Consider the following 16,077-nt stretch of genomic DNA (forward strand, 5'->3'; position numbering starts at 1 on the left):
GGCAATGGCGGGCGAACGTAATCGGATTATCACCATCGCAAATCAAAAGGGTGGCGTCGGCAAGACGACCACCGCAATCAATTTGGCAACCGCTCTCGCCGCCATTGGTGAGCGGGTGTTGATTATCGATCTGGACCCACAGGGCAATGCAAGCACTGGTTTGGGTATTGATAGACGCAATCGTAAGCTTTCCTCTTACGATCTGATGGTCGGGCAAGCTGGTGTCGCTGAGACTGCGTTGGAAACGGCAGTTCCTAATCTCTTTATTGTTCCGTCGACGATGGATCTTCTCGGAGTCGAGATGGAAATCTCCCAGCAGAATGATCGCGTCTTCAAGCTCAAAAAGGCATTGTCTTCCCCCGAAGCGGTGTCTTTTTCTTACATTCTTCTCGACTGCCCGCCTTCCTTCAACCTGCTGACGATGAATGCGATGGCGGCTGCCCATTCCGTGCTGGTACCGCTGCAGTGCGAGTTCTTCGCGCTTGAAGGTTTGAGCCAGCTTCTGGAGACCGTCAACCAGGTCCGCGGAACGGTCAATCCTCAGCTCGATATTCAAGGCATCGTGCTGACGATGTTCGATGCTCGTAATAATCTGGCACAGCAGGTCGTCAACGACGTGCGGACTCATCTCGGTGAAAAGGTCTATCACACACTTATCCCGCGGAATGTTCGTGTTTCAGAAGCGCCCTCATACGGCAAGCCGGCTATTCTCTATGATCTCAAGTGCGCCGGCAGCCAGGCCTATCTGCAGCTCGCATCGGAAGTTATCCAGCGGGAGCGGCAGAGACTGGCAGCTTGAAAGACTGCATGACAGAGTAAGCGAGTTTTGAACATGAATGACGATACATCGAAAAGACGGCTTGGCCGTGGCCTCGCAGCCCTTATAGGTGAAATGGATCAGCCCGTTCCGGCCGAGGCGGAGCGGCCTACGGTCAGCGCCGACCGGATGATCCCCATCGAGTTCGTCACTCGCAACCCTCGCAACCCTCGTCGTTTCTTCGATGACGCCGAGCTTCACGACCTTGCGAGCTCGATCCGCCAGCATGGGATCGTGCAGCCAATCGTCGCCAGAACGCTCGCGCGGGACCGCTATGAAATCATAGCCGGCGAAAGACGTTGGCGGGCAGCCCAACTGGCGGGTTTGATTGAAATCCCTGTTATTATCAGGGATGTTGATGACAAGACGGCGCTGGAAATTGCGATCGTTGAGAACGTCCAACGCTCCGATCTCAATGCTCTCGAAGAGGCGCTCGGGTATGAGCAGCTCATCGCCGAATATGGATATACCCAAAATGATCTCGGTGAGATTATCGGCAAGAGCCGCAGCCATGTCGCCAATTCGTTGCGCCTATTGAAGCTGCCTGAGCCCGTTCGGGACATGCTGGCTGCTGGGAGCCTTTCCGCGGGGCATGCGCGTGCGCTGGTTTCGACATCGGACCCCTCGGCACTTGCGCGTACAATTGTTTCCAAGGGCATGTCGGTGCGCGATGCGGAGAAGCTTGCGCAGAACGACATCAAGGCTCAGTCAGAGCCACACGCACCTGTTCAAAGGAACCAGAAGGATTCCGATACGCTGGCTCTGGAGCGCACACTATCGGATACGCTCGGACTTGATGTATCCATCAATCACAAGGCCAGTGGCGGCCAGATCCGCATCTCCTACAAATCCCTGGAGCAGCTCGAGGAAGTCTGCCGGCTTCTGGAGCGCCGCTAATCAGGCTTGAGGGCGTCTTGCCGACTGCAGTGTCGTGGAGAGCAATGTCTGCATGGCGATGCTGTCTTCCAATATCTGACGCTGTCTCGTTTGCAGAACGGCTGCCTGCAGGCGCTTTGTTTCACGCGAGATGGCGTCTGCGCTCCAGCTTTTTAACGCTTGTTCTATAATCGGCTTGCGGCGGAAATGAAGATGTCTGCCCAGCGTCTGCATGATTTGCGCGGGCGGCAGTCTCTTCTCATCCATCTCAGCGCGCATCGTATCGAGAAGCTGAAATTGTCTAAGGCAGGCTTGGAGAACCAGAAAAACCGAGGTTTTGGAACTGGTGATCTTCTGCATCGCATGCAGGAAACTGTTGCTGTTGCCGCTCAATATCGCATCCACAGCATCATCGACCGAAATTGCACTGGCGTCCCCGATTATTTCGGTAACGTGATGATCATCGATCGTTCCCATGCCTCGGCAATAGAGCGCCAGTTTGCGAATTTCGTTTCTCGAAGCAATTCTGTCGCCCCCGATCAGCGCGACGAGAGCTTGCCTGGCAGCAGGCGTTATGCCCAACCCTTCGGCGGAAAGTTCGTTGTCGATCAGCGCGTTCAGCGCTCGGCCGTCGTCAGCATAGCAGGGGATGGCAACTGCTGCGCTACGAGCAGCCTCGACTGTCTTGCGTAAGGCAGATCCCTTTTTCAGGTCACCTGCTTCGATGATGATGCTGACTGCTTCCAGGGAAGCGCCGGACAGAAACGCGACAGCATCGACGAGATATTTCTCATTCGCGCCACCCTTTACCCATATTAGCTTTTCACCGCCGAAAAGACCGATGGATTGGGCTTCATCAACCAGCCGGCCAGGCTCTTTCTGCAGATCGCCGACATCAAGCTTGGTGACGGAGAACGGATCGTTCTGATCTATGCCCGTCTTTCCAGCGATCATACCGGCGCGCTCGGAAACGAGTCCACGGTCCGGACCATAGATCAGATAGATACGGTACAGGCGTGCGGATTTCTGCAGAAACCCCTCGAACTCATGGGATTTGATTTCCGCCACGCCACCGCTCCCTTAGCGGCTGAGTGCGGCGGCAAGATCCGCTCCAACGAATTCGGCCGCCTGATTGGCTGCGCGATTTTCGGCATCACGGATGGCGCGCTGCTTTGCAAATTCCTGACTCGGGAAGTCTACCAGGGCCGTCGCTTCGCGTCTGCCTGCCTTGATCACCTGATTGTCTTTAGTGGTGCGCAAAGTGTAGCTAACCGAAACGGTCGCGCGGCCTGCGCGAGACGTATCCGAGGACTGAACAAGCAAAGTATCGGCAACGTATGACGAAACTTGCATATCAACCATGTAATCCGGCTTCTCGACTTCCCCGGCACCGCGGGAAGCCAGGAAGATCAGATGATTGCGAACTTCCTGTCCGACACGTGTACCCGCTTCGGAAAAGCCGACGGAGCCGAGCTTTTCGGTAACGCCGGTGTTTTCGGAATAGAGCGGCCGAACCTGGCAGGCGGAAAGAAACGCCGTAGAGACAAGGATCGTGACGATGCCGGCGCGGCGCGCAAGCTTGCGGGCGAAATCAGACGACAATGTTTACAATCCTCTGTGGAACCACGATGATTTTTTTCGGTGCTTGACCGTTCAAGATATTCTTCACCGCGTCCAATTCCAGCACGGCTTCGGTGACGGCATTTTGATCTGCGTCGCGAGAAATTGTCAATTCGGCGCGCTTCTTGCCGTTGATTTGCACGGGAAGGATCACGTCGTTCTCGACGACGAGCGATTCATCAAAATCCGGCCAGGTCGTATGGGCGATGAGGTCCTTGTTGCCGAGGGTCATCCAGCATTCCTCAGCCAGATGCGGCGTCATCGGCGCGACGAGTTGGATGAGGATCTCAGCCGCATCGCGGATTGCAGCCCGATAGGTTGCATCGCCCTCACCGGCCGCGACCTTCGTCAGCGGGCCTGCCAGCGCGTTGACGAGTTCGTAGATGCGGGCGACTGCTTTGTTGAACCAAAGCCTGTCATAGTCGTTCTGGACTGCCTTCAGCGTCTTGTGGGCGAGCTGAGAGATTGCGAGGGCTTCGCCGTCTTTCGCCGTCTTCGGTTCCACGGTGGAGAGCACTTCAGCCGCTTCCGAAATCAGACGCCACAGCCGCTGTGTGAAGCGGTGAGCACCTTCAACGCCGGCTTCCGACCAGATCACGTCGCGCTCGGGCGGAGAGTCTGACAGAACGAAGAAGCGGGCAGTATCGGCGCCATAGGAGGCGATGATATCGTCGGGGTCTACGACGTTCTTTTTCGACTTCGACATCTTTTCGATCGAGCCGATGGTGATTTCTTCGCCGCCTTCCAGCAGATAAGCGCTGCGCTTCCCGTCAATCTCCTCGATGCGGATATCGGTGGGGGAAATCCATTCGCGATGCATGCCCGCGCCGCGGCTATAGGTTTCGTGGACCACCATACCCTGGGTGAAGAGACCCTTGAAAGGCTCCTTGACATCCACGTGGCCTGTCTCGCGCATCGCGCGGGTGAAGAAGCGCGAATAGAGCAGATGCAGGATCGCGTGTTCGATACCGCCGATATACTGGTCTACCGGCAGCCAGCGGTTGGCCGCAGCCGGGTCGGTCGGCTGCGTCTCCCAGGGGGCCGTGAAGCGGGTGAAGTACCAGCTCGAATCGACGAATGTGTCCATCGTGTCCGTCTCACGACGCGCATCCTTGCCACATTGCGGGCAGGCGACGTGCCGCCAGGTCGGGTGGCGGTCCAGCGGGTTGCCCGGCTGATCGAAAGTCACATCCTGCGGCAGCTTTACCGGCAGGTCCTTTTTCGGAACCGGGATGACGCCGCAGTCATCGCAATGGATAACCGGGATGGGGCAGCCCCAGTAACGCTGACGGGAGATACCCCAGTCACGCAGGCGGAAATTGACCTTGCGTTCGCCCTGCGGCGCGTTGCCGAGCAGAGTGGACGACAGCTTGTCGGCAACGATCTGGAAAGCTTCGTCCGCCGTCTTGCCATCAAGGAAGCGCGAGTTGATCATCACGCCCTCGCCGTCATAGGCGACATCGCCGATGGTAAAGCTTGCGGCATCGCCGTCCTTAGGCATGACGACCGGCACGACCGGCAGACCATATTTGCGGGCGAAATCCAGGTCTCGCTGGTCGCCGGAAGGGCAGCCGAAGATGGCGCCCGTGCCGTAATCCATCAGGACGAAATTGGCGACGTAGACCGGCAGCTCCCAGGAAGGATCGAGCGGGTGCTTCACGCGGATGCCGGTATCCATGCCCTTCTTCTCAGCCGTCTCGAGTGCGGCAAGAGAGGTACCAGCGCGGCGGCATTCCTCGCAGAAGGCCTCGATGTCAGCATTCTTTCCCGCGGCCTCCTTGGCGAGCGGATGATCAGCGGCGATCGCCAGGAAGGAGGCGCCAAACAGCGTATCCGGACGGGTCGTGTAGACCACCACTTCGGTTTCGCCGGCAGGTGCGGTTTCCGGGACGACCTCCCAGCGGATCGTGAGACCTTCAGAGCGGCCGATCCAGTTCTTCTGCATCAGCCGCACTTTTTCCGGCCACTGGTCGAGCGTATCGAGCGCGTCCAGCAGGTCCTGGCTGAAATCGGTGATCTTAAAGAACCACTGCGTCAGTTCGCGCTGTTCGACCAGCGCGCCGGACCGCCAGCCGCGGCCGTCGATGACCTGTTCGTTGGCGAGAACGGTGTTGTCGACCGGATCCCAGTTCACCTTGGACTGCTTGCGGTACACGAGGCCCTTTTCCAGGAAGTCCAGGAAGAGATGCTGCTGCTGCTGGTAATATTCGACATCGCAGGTCGCGAATTCGCGGGACCAGTCCAGCGACAGGCCCATCGCCTTCAGCTGTGCCTTCATCGAGCCGATATTCTGATAAGTCCAGGATGCGGGGTGTACGCCGCGCTCCATCGCCGCATTTTCCGCTGGCATGCCAAAGGCGTCCCAACCCATCGGATGAAGGACGTTATAGCCGCGAGCACGCTTGTAGCGTGCCACGACGTCACCCATGGCGTAGTTGCGGACATGGCCCATGTGGATACGGCCCGACGGATAGGGGAACATCTCTAGGACGTAATATTTCTCGCGCGGATCGGAGTTATCGGTCTCGAAGACCTTTTCCTCGTTCCATTTCTGCTGCCAGCGGGGCTCGGCGTCGCGCGGATTGTAACGTTCGGTAGCCATGTATCAGAATTTCCGGAAAATCAGGGGAGGTTGGTCGAGACCTTCACCATGAAACCAACCAAGCGTCAAGTTTTGCAGGCGCTTCACGCGTTCGATCTTGGCTATGAGGCGATTTCACGGAGAGAAGCCTTGGCAAGCCCACGGCAGCCCAGTAGTGCATTGCCGATGAATTTATGCCTGTTATCGGGACGAAACGATGGAACTTCAAGAGCGGTTGAAAGAAGTATGGTCCAGGGTTGCTGCAGCGGGGCGGGATGCGGGTCGTCCGGAACGTTCCGTGCAGCTGGTGGCGGTCTCCAAGACCTTTGAGGCCGATACCATTCGCCTGGCGATCGAAGCCGGTCAGCGCGTCTTCGGAGAAAACCGCGTTCAGGAAAGCCAGGGAAAATGGCCGGAACTGAAGGCGGAAACGCCCGGCATCGAGCTGCACCTCATTGGTCCGCTGCAATCCAACAAGGCTGCCGAAGCGGTTGCGCTCTTCGACGTGATCGAGACCATTGATCGTGAGAAGATCGCGCGCGCCATTGCCGAGGAAATGAAGCGGCAGGGCAAGACGCTGCGTCTCTATGTGCAGGTCAATACCGGCCTGGAGCCACAAAAGGCCGGCATTGCACCTGACGATACGGCAGCTTTCGTGAACTTCTGTCGCGATGAGCTCAGCCTTGCCATTGAAGGGCTGATGTGTATTCCGCCGGCGGATGAAAATCCCGGTCCGCATTTCGCCCTGCTCGCCAAGCTCGCGGAAAAGTGCGGCGTCAAAAAACTCTCCATGGGCATGTCCGGTGACTACGAGATTGCCATTGCGTTCGGTGCCACCAGCGTGCGCGTCGGCTCGGCGATTTTCGGCACGCGTTAACAAATGGCGGAAAACGATCTCTTCGAATCGGAGGATTGCTCATGATTCGAAGAGGTATCCGGTGGCCGTTGTTTGGAAAGCGATAATATTCATTAATTCGAAAAAAAGTTTAAGCGCGCGGCTTTTCTAGTTAATGCCCGACCACACATCGTTCGCGGCATTCCCCTAAGATACTTAAATTATTGAATAATTTTTGACGATTTCTCGCGCTTTTCCAAAGCCGATTGACTGCCGCCGCAAGCCCTAACGAGAACTTAAATTAAATTTTCAGCAAAGCTAATTGAGGAATTATTAACTATGTTGGGCGCAACCATTCGTTAACGGCAATGACCCAGCTCTCCTGGGTTTTGCATGAAGCGTCGCCGTTACCGGACTCGTCCGGATGACCCCTTTCACTTTGATTGCGGAAAACGGAACATGACAAGCATCCTCACCAACAACGCTGCTATGGCAGCGCTGCAGACCCTGCGCGGCGTAAATGACAGCCTCAAGGATACCCAGGGCCGCGTCTCCTCGGGCTATCGTATCGACAAAGCTGCCGACAACGCTGCTTATTGGTCGATCGCAACGACCATGCGTTCGGACAACAAGGCCCTCTCGGCTGTTTCCGACGCTCTCGGCCTCGGCGCTGCAAAGGTCGATACGGCCTACACTGCCATGGACAATGCCATCGACGTCGTCAGCGAAATCAAGTCCAAGATCGTCGCCGCTACGGAAAAGGGCGTCGACAAGACCAAGGTCCAGGAAGAAATCGACCAGCTGCAGGAACAGCTGGTAAGCATCGCTCAGTCGGCGTCCTTCTCCGGTGAAAACTGGGTTGCCGGCGCTTCGGGCACGAAGAGCGTCGTCTCCTCCTTCGTCCGTGACGGTTCCAATGCCGTTTCGGTCAAGATGACGGACTATGTTCTTGATGCCGGCACGCTCGGCAACGTGCTGTTCGGCATGAACAGCAACGGCACGATCCAAACGACGAGCGGCATCATCGGTACCGCATTCAACGGCACCTATGGCAACGTCTCCATCGTGATGCCGTCGATCTATGCACTCGACATCACCACCTTCACTCAGGGCCAGCTCGATGGAGCGCTTTCCGGCGTCGAACTCGTGCTCCAGGCCATGACGAATGCAGGTTCACAGCTCGGCTCGATTTCGACCCGAATTCAGTTGCAGGAAACCTTCGTCAGCGCTCTGGGTGACTCGATCGACTCCGGTGTCGGCCGCCTCGTCGACGCCGACATGGAAGAAGAGTCCTCCAAGCTCTCTGCCCTGCAGACGCAGCAGCAGCTCGCGATCCAGTCCCTCTCGATCGCCAATTCCTCGGCGCAGAACATTCTCTCGCTCTTCCGCAGCTAATAGCGCGCAGGAGAACGGCAACAAAAAACCCCGCCACTGGCGGGGTTTATTCATTTCAGGATATGACGATCTCAGAAGTGATCATCTTCATCCTCGTCCTTGGGGGTCGAGCGCAGCGAGCTCAGCTTGCGGAAGACGGCATCGGCGTCGATTTCCTTTTCTTCCTCACGCTCATAGCTCGGCGTCAGACGCTCGGTTTCCTGAGCGGACTGCAGCGTTGCGCCGAGTTCGGCAGCGGTTGGCAGCGGACGGCCCTTGGATGCCTTTTCCACTTCCATGTCGAGATCGATCTGGCTGCAAAGGCCGAGTGTGACCGGGTCCATCGGTGCGAGGTTTGCCGAATTCCAGTGGGTGCGCTCGCGGATCTGCTCGATCGTCGACTTGGTGGTGCCGACGAGACGCGAAATCTGGGCATCCTTCAGTTCCGGATGGTTGCGAACCAGCCAGAGAATGGCGTTCGGGCGGTCCTGACGCTTGGAAACTGGCGTATAGCGCGGGCCACGGCGCTTGGATTCCGGCACGCGGACCTTCGGCTCGGAAAGCTTCAGCTTGTAGTTCGGGTTGCCCTCTGCGCGGGCGATTTCATCACGGGAAAGCTGGCCGGTGGCGATCGGGTCCAGGCCCTTGATGCCCTGCGCGGCTTCACCATCGGCAATCGCCTTGACTTCGAGCGGATGCAGTTTGCAAAACTGAGCGATCTGGTCGAAAGACAGGGCTGTATTGTCGACGAGCCAGATGGCAGTCGCCTTCGGCATGAGCAGCTGTTGAGCCATGGATATAGTCCTTCTATCGTCCGCGCCGGTCGCGGTCCGTGGATTGTCACCACAATGTCCGGGAAATATGGCGCTATATAACCGCACTGTCGCAGAATTGCAATTCTTCAGAAATGAAATGACCTTTGTCTAATTGCCGTCATCAGACTACCTGATATGAATTACGCAATTCGAGTCCCGGTCGCTGCGTCGAAACCATCGGCCGTTGCATAGCCTTGTGAGGAGGAGTTCCCATGTCGGAGAAGATCTATCCGGTTTCCAAACCGGTGAAGACCCGTGCGCTGATCGATCAGGCCAAGTACGAGCAATGGTACGAGGAAAGCATTGAAAACCCCGACAAGTTCTGGGGCAAACACGGCAAGCGCATCGACTGGTTCAAGCCCTACACCAAGGTCAAGAACACGTCCTTTACCGGCAAAGTCTCGATCAAGTGGTTCGAGGATGGCCAGACCAATGTTTCCTATAATTGTATCGATCGTCACCTGAAGACGAACGGCAATCAGACCGCCATCATCTTCGAAGGCGACAATCCCTATATCGATAAAAAGATCACCTATAACGAGCTCTACGAGCATGTCTGCCGCATGGCGAACGTGCTGAAGAAGCATGGCGTCAAGAAGGGTGACCGCGTCACCATCTACATGCCGATGATCCCGGAAGCGGCCTATGCGATGCTCGCCTGCGCCCGCATCGGCGCGGTGCATTCCGTCGTCTTCGGCGGCTTCTCGCCGGAAGCGCTGGCCGGCCGTATCGTCGACTGCGAATCCACCTTCATCATCACCTGCGACGAGGGCATCCGCGGCGGTAAGCCGGTTCCGCTAAAGGACAATACGGATACCGCCATTCATATTGCGGCCCGCCAGCATGTCACGGTCAACAAGGTGCTCGTCGTGCGCCGCACTGGCGGCAAGACCGGCTGGGCGCCGGGTCGCGACCTCTGGCACCATCAGGAAATCGCCACGGTGAAGCCGGAATGCCCGCCGGTGAAGATGAGGGCGGAAGACCCGCTTTTCATCCTCTACACTTCGGGTTCTACGGGCAAGCCGAAGGGCGTGCTGCACACGACGGGCGGTTATCTCGTCTATGCGGCGATGACACATGAATATGTCTTCGATTACCACCCCGGTGATATCTACTGGTGCACGGCCGATGTCGGCTGGGTTACCGGTCACTCCTATATCGTCTACGGGCCACTCGCGAACTGTGCCACCACCCTGATGTTCGAAGGTGTGCCGAATTTCCCGGACCAGGGCCGTTTTTGGGAAATCATCGACAAGCACAAGGTCAATATCTTCTACACGGCGCCAACGGCGATCCGCTCGCTCATGGGCGCCGGCGACCATTTCGTTACCCGCTCTTCCCGCGAGAGCCTGCGCTTGCTCGGCACGGTCGGCGAGCCGATCAATCCGGAAGCTTGGGAATGGTACTACAATGTCGTCGGCGACAAGCGTTGCCCCGTGATCGATACCTGGTGGCAGACGGAAACCGGCGGCCATATGATCACGCCATTGCCGGGCGCCACCGACCTCAAGCCCGGTTCGGCCACCAAGCCCTTCTTCGGCGTCAAGCCGCAGCTCGTCGATAATGAAGGCAAGGTGCTGGAAGGTGCCGCCGACGGCAATCTCTGCATCACCGATAGCTGGCCCGGCCAGATGCGCACGGTCTATGGCGATCACGAGCGCTTCATCCAAACCTACTTCTCCACCTATAAGGGCAAATATTTCACCGGTGACGGCTGCCGCCGCGACGAAGACGGCTATTACTGGATCACCGGCCGCGTCGACGATGTTCTGAACGTCTCCGGCCATCGTCTCGGTACGGCGGAAGTCGAATCCGCCCTCGTCTCGCACAATCTCGTCTCGGAAGCTGCCGTCGTTGGTTATCCGCACCCGATCAAAGGCCAGGGCATTTATTGCTACGTCACGCTGATGGCGGGCAATGAGGGCACAGACGAGCTGCGCCAGCAGCTTGTCAAGCATGTGCGTGCGGAAATCGGCCCGATTGCAGCGCCCGACAAAATCCAGTTCGCGCCCGGCCTGCCGAAGACCCGGTCCGGCAAGATCATGCGCCGCATCCTGCGCAAGATTGCCGAGGACGATTTCGGTTCGCTTGGCGATACCTCGACGCTGGCAGATCCGGCCGTTGTCGAAGATCTGATCACTAACCGGCAGAACAAGGCTACGGCTTGAGTCAAAGGGCCGCTCCATCGTAAGGAGCGGCCCTATTCTTCCGCGCAGAAAACCCGTGGTTTGCGACCGCCGTCATAGGTGCGGACCAGTCCTTCCGAAAGAAGATCCTGTGCAGGATTGCGCCCATCCGCGAAAGTGACATTGGCGAGAATTCGTCCGAAATATTTGTCGCCGGCGATCTCCCTCAGCTGGATATTGGAAACGCCTGATATCATTTGTTCAAGCGCGTCTCTTGCCTCGAGACCGGCCTTCCGGATTTCAGCGCATTTCGAATGGATTTCGGGCGCATCTATGCCGCGAATGCGGACATAGACTTCCATGGTCTGCTGCGGCCAGGGTGTTGCTGCAACCAGCAGCGTATCGCCGTCAATGATCCGGATAATCTTCGCCGATACAGGACCTTCGATTTCGTCCCGTGCCGCAAGGGCCGGCACAGACGAAAGAGACAACAGAAGAATCAAAAGCGGCTTAAGCATAACAGGAATAAATTCCGATTATGCCCTGAAGTCAATGGGAATATTTACCTAGAAATCGATCGCACGGCCGTTGATTTCATAGTCGCCGAAGCGGGAGGGTTCAGCTCCGCCCCGTCCGCCGATCTCCGGTGGCAGATCGGCAAGCCTGGCGTTTTTGCGGCGCTCCTCGGCTTCGGCCAACGCACGCTTCGCGGCAGGGGAAAGCATCTTGCGCGGCGGCTCGGAGCCCTCTGGCACCGGGGTTTCCACATTATCGTTATCGGCCGTCTGCATGCTGACTCCCGCCTGAAAATATTGAAAATGGCTGGCGAATAACCAAATCATAGTGCGTTGGCGCCAGGATTTAAAGCATCGCGCTGCAATCAAGGAGATGGAGACCTCTGATGAACCTCGTGCGTACTGCCATGTTGCTTGCCTTCATGACGGCGCTTTTCATGTTTGTTGGCTTTTTGATCGGCGGCAGAGGCGGCATGATGATCGCCTTTCTCATCGCTGCCGGCATGAATTTCTTCTCCTACTGGAATGCCGACCGGATGGTATTATCGGCCTATCGGGCGCAGGAGGTCGATGAGCGCAACGCCCCGGAATTTTACCGTATCGTGCGCGATCTCGCCCACAATGCGGGCCTGCCGATGCCGAAGGTCTATCTCTACGACAGCCCTCAGCCGAATGCCTTTGCGACCGGGCGCAATCCGGAGAACGCTGCCGTCGCGGCCTCGACCGGCCTGCTTGCCGCCCTCTCGCCAGAAGAAGTTGCGGGCGTGATGGCGCATGAGCTTGCCCACGTCCAGAACCGCGATACGCTGACCATGACGATCACCGCCACGCTTGCCGGTGCGATCTCGATGCTCGGCAATTTCGCCTTCTTCTTTGGCGGCAACCGCGAGAACAACAACAATGCCCTGGGCTTCGTCGGCGTGCTCGTCGCGATGATCGTTGCGCCGCTTGCCGCCATGCTGGTGCAGATGGCAATCAGCCGCACGCGCGAATATTCGGCCGACAGGCGGGGTGCTGAAATCTGCGGCAACCCGCTGTGGTTGGCCTCCGCGCTCGGCAAGATTGCCCGCGGTGCGGCGCATGTGCCGAACTACGACGCTGAACGCAACCCGGCCACCGCGCATATGTTCATCATCAATCCGCTCTCCGGCGAGCGCATGGACAACCTGTTTTCGACCCATCCGAACACCGAAAATCGTATTGCGGCCCTGCAGGAAATGGCACGGGGAGGTTTCGACGTCTCGACGCGGCCGGTTCGTGCTGCTAATCCGACACGCAAATCGCGCTCGGTTCCGAATACGGGTTCCGGCGGCGGTGGCTCGCAACCGCCAAAGGGTCCGTGGTCTTGAATTCAGACGGCAAGAAGAAGCCAGTTCACAAACATAAACCTTCCCCAGAACGCTCAGCGCAGGCGCCGATAAAACCCGGCCTGCCGGCGCGTGCTGCAGCCGCAAAAATCCTTGCCGCCGTCGTCGACAAAAAACTGCCGCTCGATGGCGCGCTGGATCACGAGCATGGAAATCCGGCCTACAAGGCGCTCGGGGAAAGCGATCGTGCTCTGGTTCGCGCCATCCTCAACACCACCCTTAGGCATCTGCCTCGCATCGATGCCGCCATTGCCTCGCTGCTCGAAACGCCGTTGCCGGAAGGTGCCCGAGCTTTGCATCATGTGCTTGCCGTTGGAGCTGCGCAGATTCTCTATCTCGACGTTCCCGATCACTCCGCCGTCGACCTTTCGGTCGAACAGGCCAATCAGGATCCTCGCAATCGGCGTTTCGCCAAGCTCGTCAATGCGATCCTGCGCCGTCTTAGCCGTGAGAAGGAGCATATCCTTGCCGAGATCGCTGACATTCCGCCAATGCCGGCGTGGTTCATCGCGCGGCTTGAAAAAGCCTATGGGAAAGAGCGGGCACTTGCCATTTCGGAATCCCAGCTTGAGCCGGCGGCGATCGATCTTACCGTTAAATCCGATGCCGCAGGCTGGGCGGAGCGCCTGAACGGCACTGTGCTACCCACTGGCGGCGTGCGACTTTCCGCTTTTGAAGGCGGTATTCCCTTGCTTGCCGGCTTTGACGAGGGTGAATGGTGGGTTCAGGATGCGGCCGCGAGCATTCCCGCGAAGCTCTTCGGTGATCTCACCGGCAAGCGTGTTGCCGATCTCTGCGCTGCGCCGGGCGGCAAGACCGCACAGCTCATCCTTGCCGGTGGCAAGGTGACGGCGATCGACCAGTCCGAAAATCGGCTGAAGCGCTTACGCTCCAATCTGGAGCGGCTGGGCCTCGAAGCCGATACGATCGCGGTGGATCTTACGAAATTCGAACCGTCGGAGCGTTTCGACGCGATTCTTCTCGACGCGCCCTGCTCTTCGACAGGTACGACGCGCCGGCATCCCGACGTGCTCTGGACGAAAGGCGCCGAGGATATCACCAAGCTCGCAGCACTGCAGGAGCGTCTTCTGCGCCATGCTATTACCCTGCTGAACCCTGGCGGCGTGCTCGTCTTTTCCAACTGCTCGCTCGATCCGCAGGAAGGCGAGGAGGTCGTGGCGCGCGTTCTCGAAGATGTGAAGGTCGTTGAACGGGTGCCGATCGACACCGAAAAATGGCCCGGTATGAGCCAGGCGATTACACCACTGGGCGAGTTCCGCACACTTCCTACAATGCTGGATATGCCTGATGGTTTTGCATCGGGCCTCGATGGCTTCTACGCTGCGGTGCTCAGACGCGTCTAAGTTCTATTATATTCCAACTTCATCACAAAATAATACATCGTGGCTAATGAAATCGGTTTTGATTCATCTATTCTTAACCACGAGGGGCAATAGACAATTGATATGCAGTCCGGTCGGCGTCTTGCGAGCATGTATGTTCGGGAAGCTTGGCGGCGCGGTACGCGCCGTGCCGCACTTCTGCGCTTGCGTTTCTTCCGCCATGCCATACCGGTGCCGGAACGCCTGATCGTCGCGCCGACGGATCTGAGAGGCGTCGATTCACACGTTGCCGAAGAAATCATGGACGGCCGGTTTCCGCTTGCCGGGCGTATGTTGGAAACCGGCGGCAAATCCCCCTTCACGTTGACGCTTCCGTCACGCGCTTTTGCGGTCAGGCTTCATAGCTTCGGCTGGCTGCGGCATATGCGGGCCAATAAGAGCGAGCGCGGTTCGGCCGTTGCCCGTGTGATCGTCGATAGTTGGCTCTCTATTCACGGGGGTCGTATTGAAGGGATCGCCTGGGAGACCGACGTCGTCTCGCAGCGTGTCATTGCCTGGCTGGCGCATTCTCCGGTCGTCCTGCAGAATGCCGATCGCGGTTTTTATCGCCGTTTCATGAAGTCGCTCGCCTTTCATATCGGTTATTTGCGCCGCATGGCGCCCTATTCGACTGGTGAAGTCCGCTTCCGCTTGCGCATCGCGCTCGCGACGGCCTCTGTCGCTATGCCAGTGCGTGCCTCGACAGTGCGGCGGGCGGCCCAGGCGCTCGACCGCGAATTCGACAGCCAGATTCTGCCTGACGGAGGCCATATCTCCCGCAATCCACGCGTCGGGCTTGAGCTGCTGCTCGATCTGCTGCCGCTGCGGCAGACCTATGTCAATCTCGGCCACGATCTGCCACAGAAGCTGATCTCCGGTATTGACCGCATGTACCCTGCCCTGCGCTTCTTCCGCCATCAGGATGGAGATCTGGCGCTCTTCAACGGTGCGACATCCACGCTGGCAGACGAGCTGATGTCCGTGCTGCGCTACGACGAGACTGCAGGCCAGCCGTTCAAAGCGCTACCGCATTCCCGCTATCAGCGACTTGCCGCCGGCAAGACGGTGATCATTGCCGATACCGGACCACCCTCGCCCGCCTGCTTCAGAACAGCCCATGCAGGCAGTCTCTCCTTCGAAATGTCCTCAGGCCGCTACCGCTTCATCGTCAACTCGGGATCGCCGAAATTCGCAGGCCAACGCTATGTCCAGATGGCCCGCACCACGGCTGCCCATTCCACCGTGGTCCTGAACGATACGTCCTCTAGTCGGTTCTCTCCCTCGGCTTTTCTGGCCCATATGATGACGGAGCCGGTGGAAACGGTTGCCGCCGAGCGCGTGGAGACCGAGGATGGCCGTGAAGGCATCAAGGCGAGGCATGACGGCTATCTCGATGCTTTTGGCGTCATCCATGAGCGGGAGCTGACGCTGAACGCCGCTGGCTCCATCGTGACCGGCATGGACCGTTTTGTGACGGACGACCGGTATCACAGCGAAGGTCCGCTGCGGGCGGTTGCCCGCTTCCACATCCATCCCGCCATCGTGCCGAGGCAGAACGATACGGAATCCGTGCTGCTGACGGCGCCGGATGGCGAAAGCTGGTTGTTTTCCTCTCCCGGCAATGAAGTGCTGATCTCGGAAGATATTTTCTTTGCTGACAGCGCCGGTATCAGCAGCTCGGACCAGATCGAGATCGATTTCGATTTGGCGGAGAAACCTGAAATTCGCTGGTTTTTATCGCGCAAGGGCTAGCAGCTGTTTGCGCCGGC

The 16,077-nt window shown here is 58.1% G+C and carries 14 protein-coding genes; 8 read left to right on the forward strand and 6 right to left on the reverse strand.

The features are described 5' to 3' along the window. Positions 1-4 precede the first annotated feature (4 nt). Together ACR9ZQ_RS26005 and ACR9ZQ_RS26010 are read left to right on the forward strand one after the other, a co-directional pair. Positions 5-799, forward strand: a complete 795-nt coding sequence (locus tag ACR9ZQ_RS26005; protein ID WP_310389775.1) for a ParA family protein — start codon at positions 5-7, stop codon at positions 797-799. Between the two features lie 33 nt (positions 800-832). Beyond that, entirely contained in the window at positions 833-1,714 is an 882-nt protein-coding gene (locus ACR9ZQ_RS26010) for a ParB/RepB/Spo0J family partition protein (RefSeq protein ID WP_310389774.1), read from the forward strand. Here the strand turns inward: ACR9ZQ_RS26010 and holA are convergent, their stop codons facing one another. Genes holA through leuS form a run of 3 tightly spaced genes read right to left on the reverse strand, consistent with a single transcriptional unit; the run spans position 1,715 to position 5,915 of the window. Continuing rightward, positions 1,715-2,761 carry a DNA polymerase III subunit delta gene (gene holA / locus ACR9ZQ_RS26015; RefSeq protein WP_481429026.1) on the reverse strand — a complete coding sequence of 349 codons (1,047 nt, stop codon included), beginning with the start codon at positions 2,759-2,761 and terminating at the stop codon, positions 1,715-1,717. A gap of 12 nt (positions 2,762-2,773) precedes the next feature. Further along, the gene (lptE, locus tag ACR9ZQ_RS26020; RefSeq protein ID WP_310389770.1) at positions 2,774-3,295 is read right to left on the reverse strand and encodes an LPS assembly lipoprotein LptE; all 522 of its coding nucleotides are present in this window, start codon (positions 3,293-3,295) and stop codon (positions 2,774-2,776) included. Continuing rightward, a complete protein-coding gene (leuS, locus tag ACR9ZQ_RS26025; protein ID WP_481429027.1) occupies positions 3,285-5,915 on the reverse strand; it encodes a leucine--tRNA ligase in 2,631 nt (876 codons plus the stop codon). The genes lptE and leuS overlap by 11 nt, the downstream gene beginning before the upstream one ends. Before the next feature lie 196 nt (positions 5,916-6,111). On the opposite strand from leuS, the gene ACR9ZQ_RS26030 reads away from it, so the two are divergent. Together ACR9ZQ_RS26030 and ACR9ZQ_RS26035 are read left to right on the forward strand one after the other, a co-directional pair. Continuing rightward, positions 6,112-6,771, forward strand: a complete 660-nt coding sequence (locus tag ACR9ZQ_RS26030) for a YggS family pyridoxal phosphate-dependent enzyme (protein WP_310389766.1) — start codon at positions 6,112-6,114, stop codon at positions 6,769-6,771. Positions 6,772-7,188: 417 nt separating this feature from the next. After that, positions 7,189-8,124 (forward strand): flagellin N-terminal helical domain-containing protein, encoded by a 936-nt coding sequence (locus ACR9ZQ_RS26035; RefSeq protein WP_310389764.1) that lies wholly within the window; start codon positions 7,189-7,191, stop codon positions 8,122-8,124. A gap of 71 nt (positions 8,125-8,195) precedes the next feature. Here the strand turns inward: ACR9ZQ_RS26035 and ACR9ZQ_RS26040 are convergent, their stop codons facing one another. Continuing rightward, positions 8,196-8,897: a DUF1013 domain-containing protein gene (locus ACR9ZQ_RS26040; RefSeq protein ID WP_037102176.1), complete on the reverse strand. Its 702-nt coding sequence runs from the start codon at positions 8,895-8,897 to the stop codon at positions 8,196-8,198. Between the two features lie 233 nt (positions 8,898-9,130). On the opposite strand from ACR9ZQ_RS26040, the gene acs reads away from it, so the two are divergent. Next, positions 9,131-11,086 (forward strand): acetate--CoA ligase, encoded by a 1,956-nt coding sequence (gene acs, locus ACR9ZQ_RS26045; RefSeq protein WP_481429028.1) that lies wholly within the window; start codon positions 9,131-9,133, stop codon positions 11,084-11,086. A gap of 32 nt (positions 11,087-11,118) precedes the next feature. Here the strand turns inward: acs and ACR9ZQ_RS26050 are convergent, their stop codons facing one another. Then, complete coding sequence (locus ACR9ZQ_RS26050) at positions 11,119-11,535, reverse strand: thermonuclease family protein (protein WP_481429029.1); 417 nt, start codon at positions 11,533-11,535, stop codon at positions 11,119-11,121. A 75-nt stretch (positions 11,536-11,610) separates the two neighbouring features. After that, entirely contained in the window at positions 11,611-11,835 is a 225-nt protein-coding gene (locus ACR9ZQ_RS26055; protein WP_310389758.1) for a DUF1674 domain-containing protein, read from the reverse strand. A 110-nt stretch (positions 11,836-11,945) separates the two neighbouring features. Between ACR9ZQ_RS26055 and htpX the strand changes: the two genes are divergently transcribed. The 3 genes from htpX (at position 11,946) to ACR9ZQ_RS26070 (ending at position 16,060) form a co-directional block, all read left to right on the forward strand. Beyond that, complete coding sequence (htpX, locus tag ACR9ZQ_RS26060) at positions 11,946-12,908, forward strand: zinc metalloprotease HtpX (RefSeq protein WP_481429030.1); 963 nt, start codon at positions 11,946-11,948, stop codon at positions 12,906-12,908. After that, positions 12,899-14,290: an RsmB/NOP family class I SAM-dependent RNA methyltransferase gene (locus tag ACR9ZQ_RS26065; protein WP_481429031.1), complete on the forward strand. Its 1,392-nt coding sequence runs from the start codon at positions 12,899-12,901 to the stop codon at positions 14,288-14,290. The genes htpX and ACR9ZQ_RS26065 overlap by 10 nt, the downstream gene beginning before the upstream one ends. Positions 14,291-14,392: 102 nt before the next feature. Next, positions 14,393-16,060 (forward strand): heparinase II/III family protein, encoded by a 1,668-nt coding sequence (locus tag ACR9ZQ_RS26070; protein ID WP_310389752.1) that lies wholly within the window; start codon positions 14,393-14,395, stop codon positions 16,058-16,060. Positions 16,061-16,077 lie beyond the last annotated feature (17 nt).

The organism is Rhizobium sp. KNZ14-9A, assembly GCF_056755015.1.

Coding starts and splice junctions, on each gene's coding strand:
- ACR9ZQ_RS26010 (WP_310389774.1), top strand. CDS start 833: ATGAATGACGATACATCGAAAAGACGGCTTGGCCGTGGCCTCGCAGCC.
- acs (WP_481429028.1), top strand. CDS start 9,131: ATGTCGGAGAAGATCTATCCGGTTTCCAAACCGGTGAAGACCCGTGCG.
- ACR9ZQ_RS26070 (WP_310389752.1), top strand. CDS start 14,393: ATGCAGTCCGGTCGGCGTCTTGCGAGCATGTATGTTCGGGAAGCTTGG.
- ACR9ZQ_RS26055 (WP_310389758.1), bottom strand. CDS start 11,835: ATGCAGACGGCCGATAACGATAATGTGGAAACCCCGGTGCCAGAGGGC.
- ACR9ZQ_RS26005 (WP_310389775.1), top strand. CDS start 5: ATGGCGGGCGAACGTAATCGGATTATCACCATCGCAAATCAAAAGGGT.
- ACR9ZQ_RS26035 (WP_310389764.1), top strand. CDS start 7,189: ATGACAAGCATCCTCACCAACAACGCTGCTATGGCAGCGCTGCAGACC.
- ACR9ZQ_RS26040 (WP_037102176.1), bottom strand. CDS start 8,897: ATGGCTCAACAGCTGCTCATGCCGAAGGCGACTGCCATCTGGCTCGTC.
- ACR9ZQ_RS26030 (WP_310389766.1), top strand. CDS start 6,112: ATGGAACTTCAAGAGCGGTTGAAAGAAGTATGGTCCAGGGTTGCTGCA.
- leuS (WP_481429027.1), bottom strand. CDS start 5,915: ATGGCTACCGAACGTTACAATCCGCGCGACGCCGAGCCCCGCTGGCAG.
- htpX (WP_481429030.1), top strand. CDS start 11,946: ATGAACCTCGTGCGTACTGCCATGTTGCTTGCCTTCATGACGGCGCTT.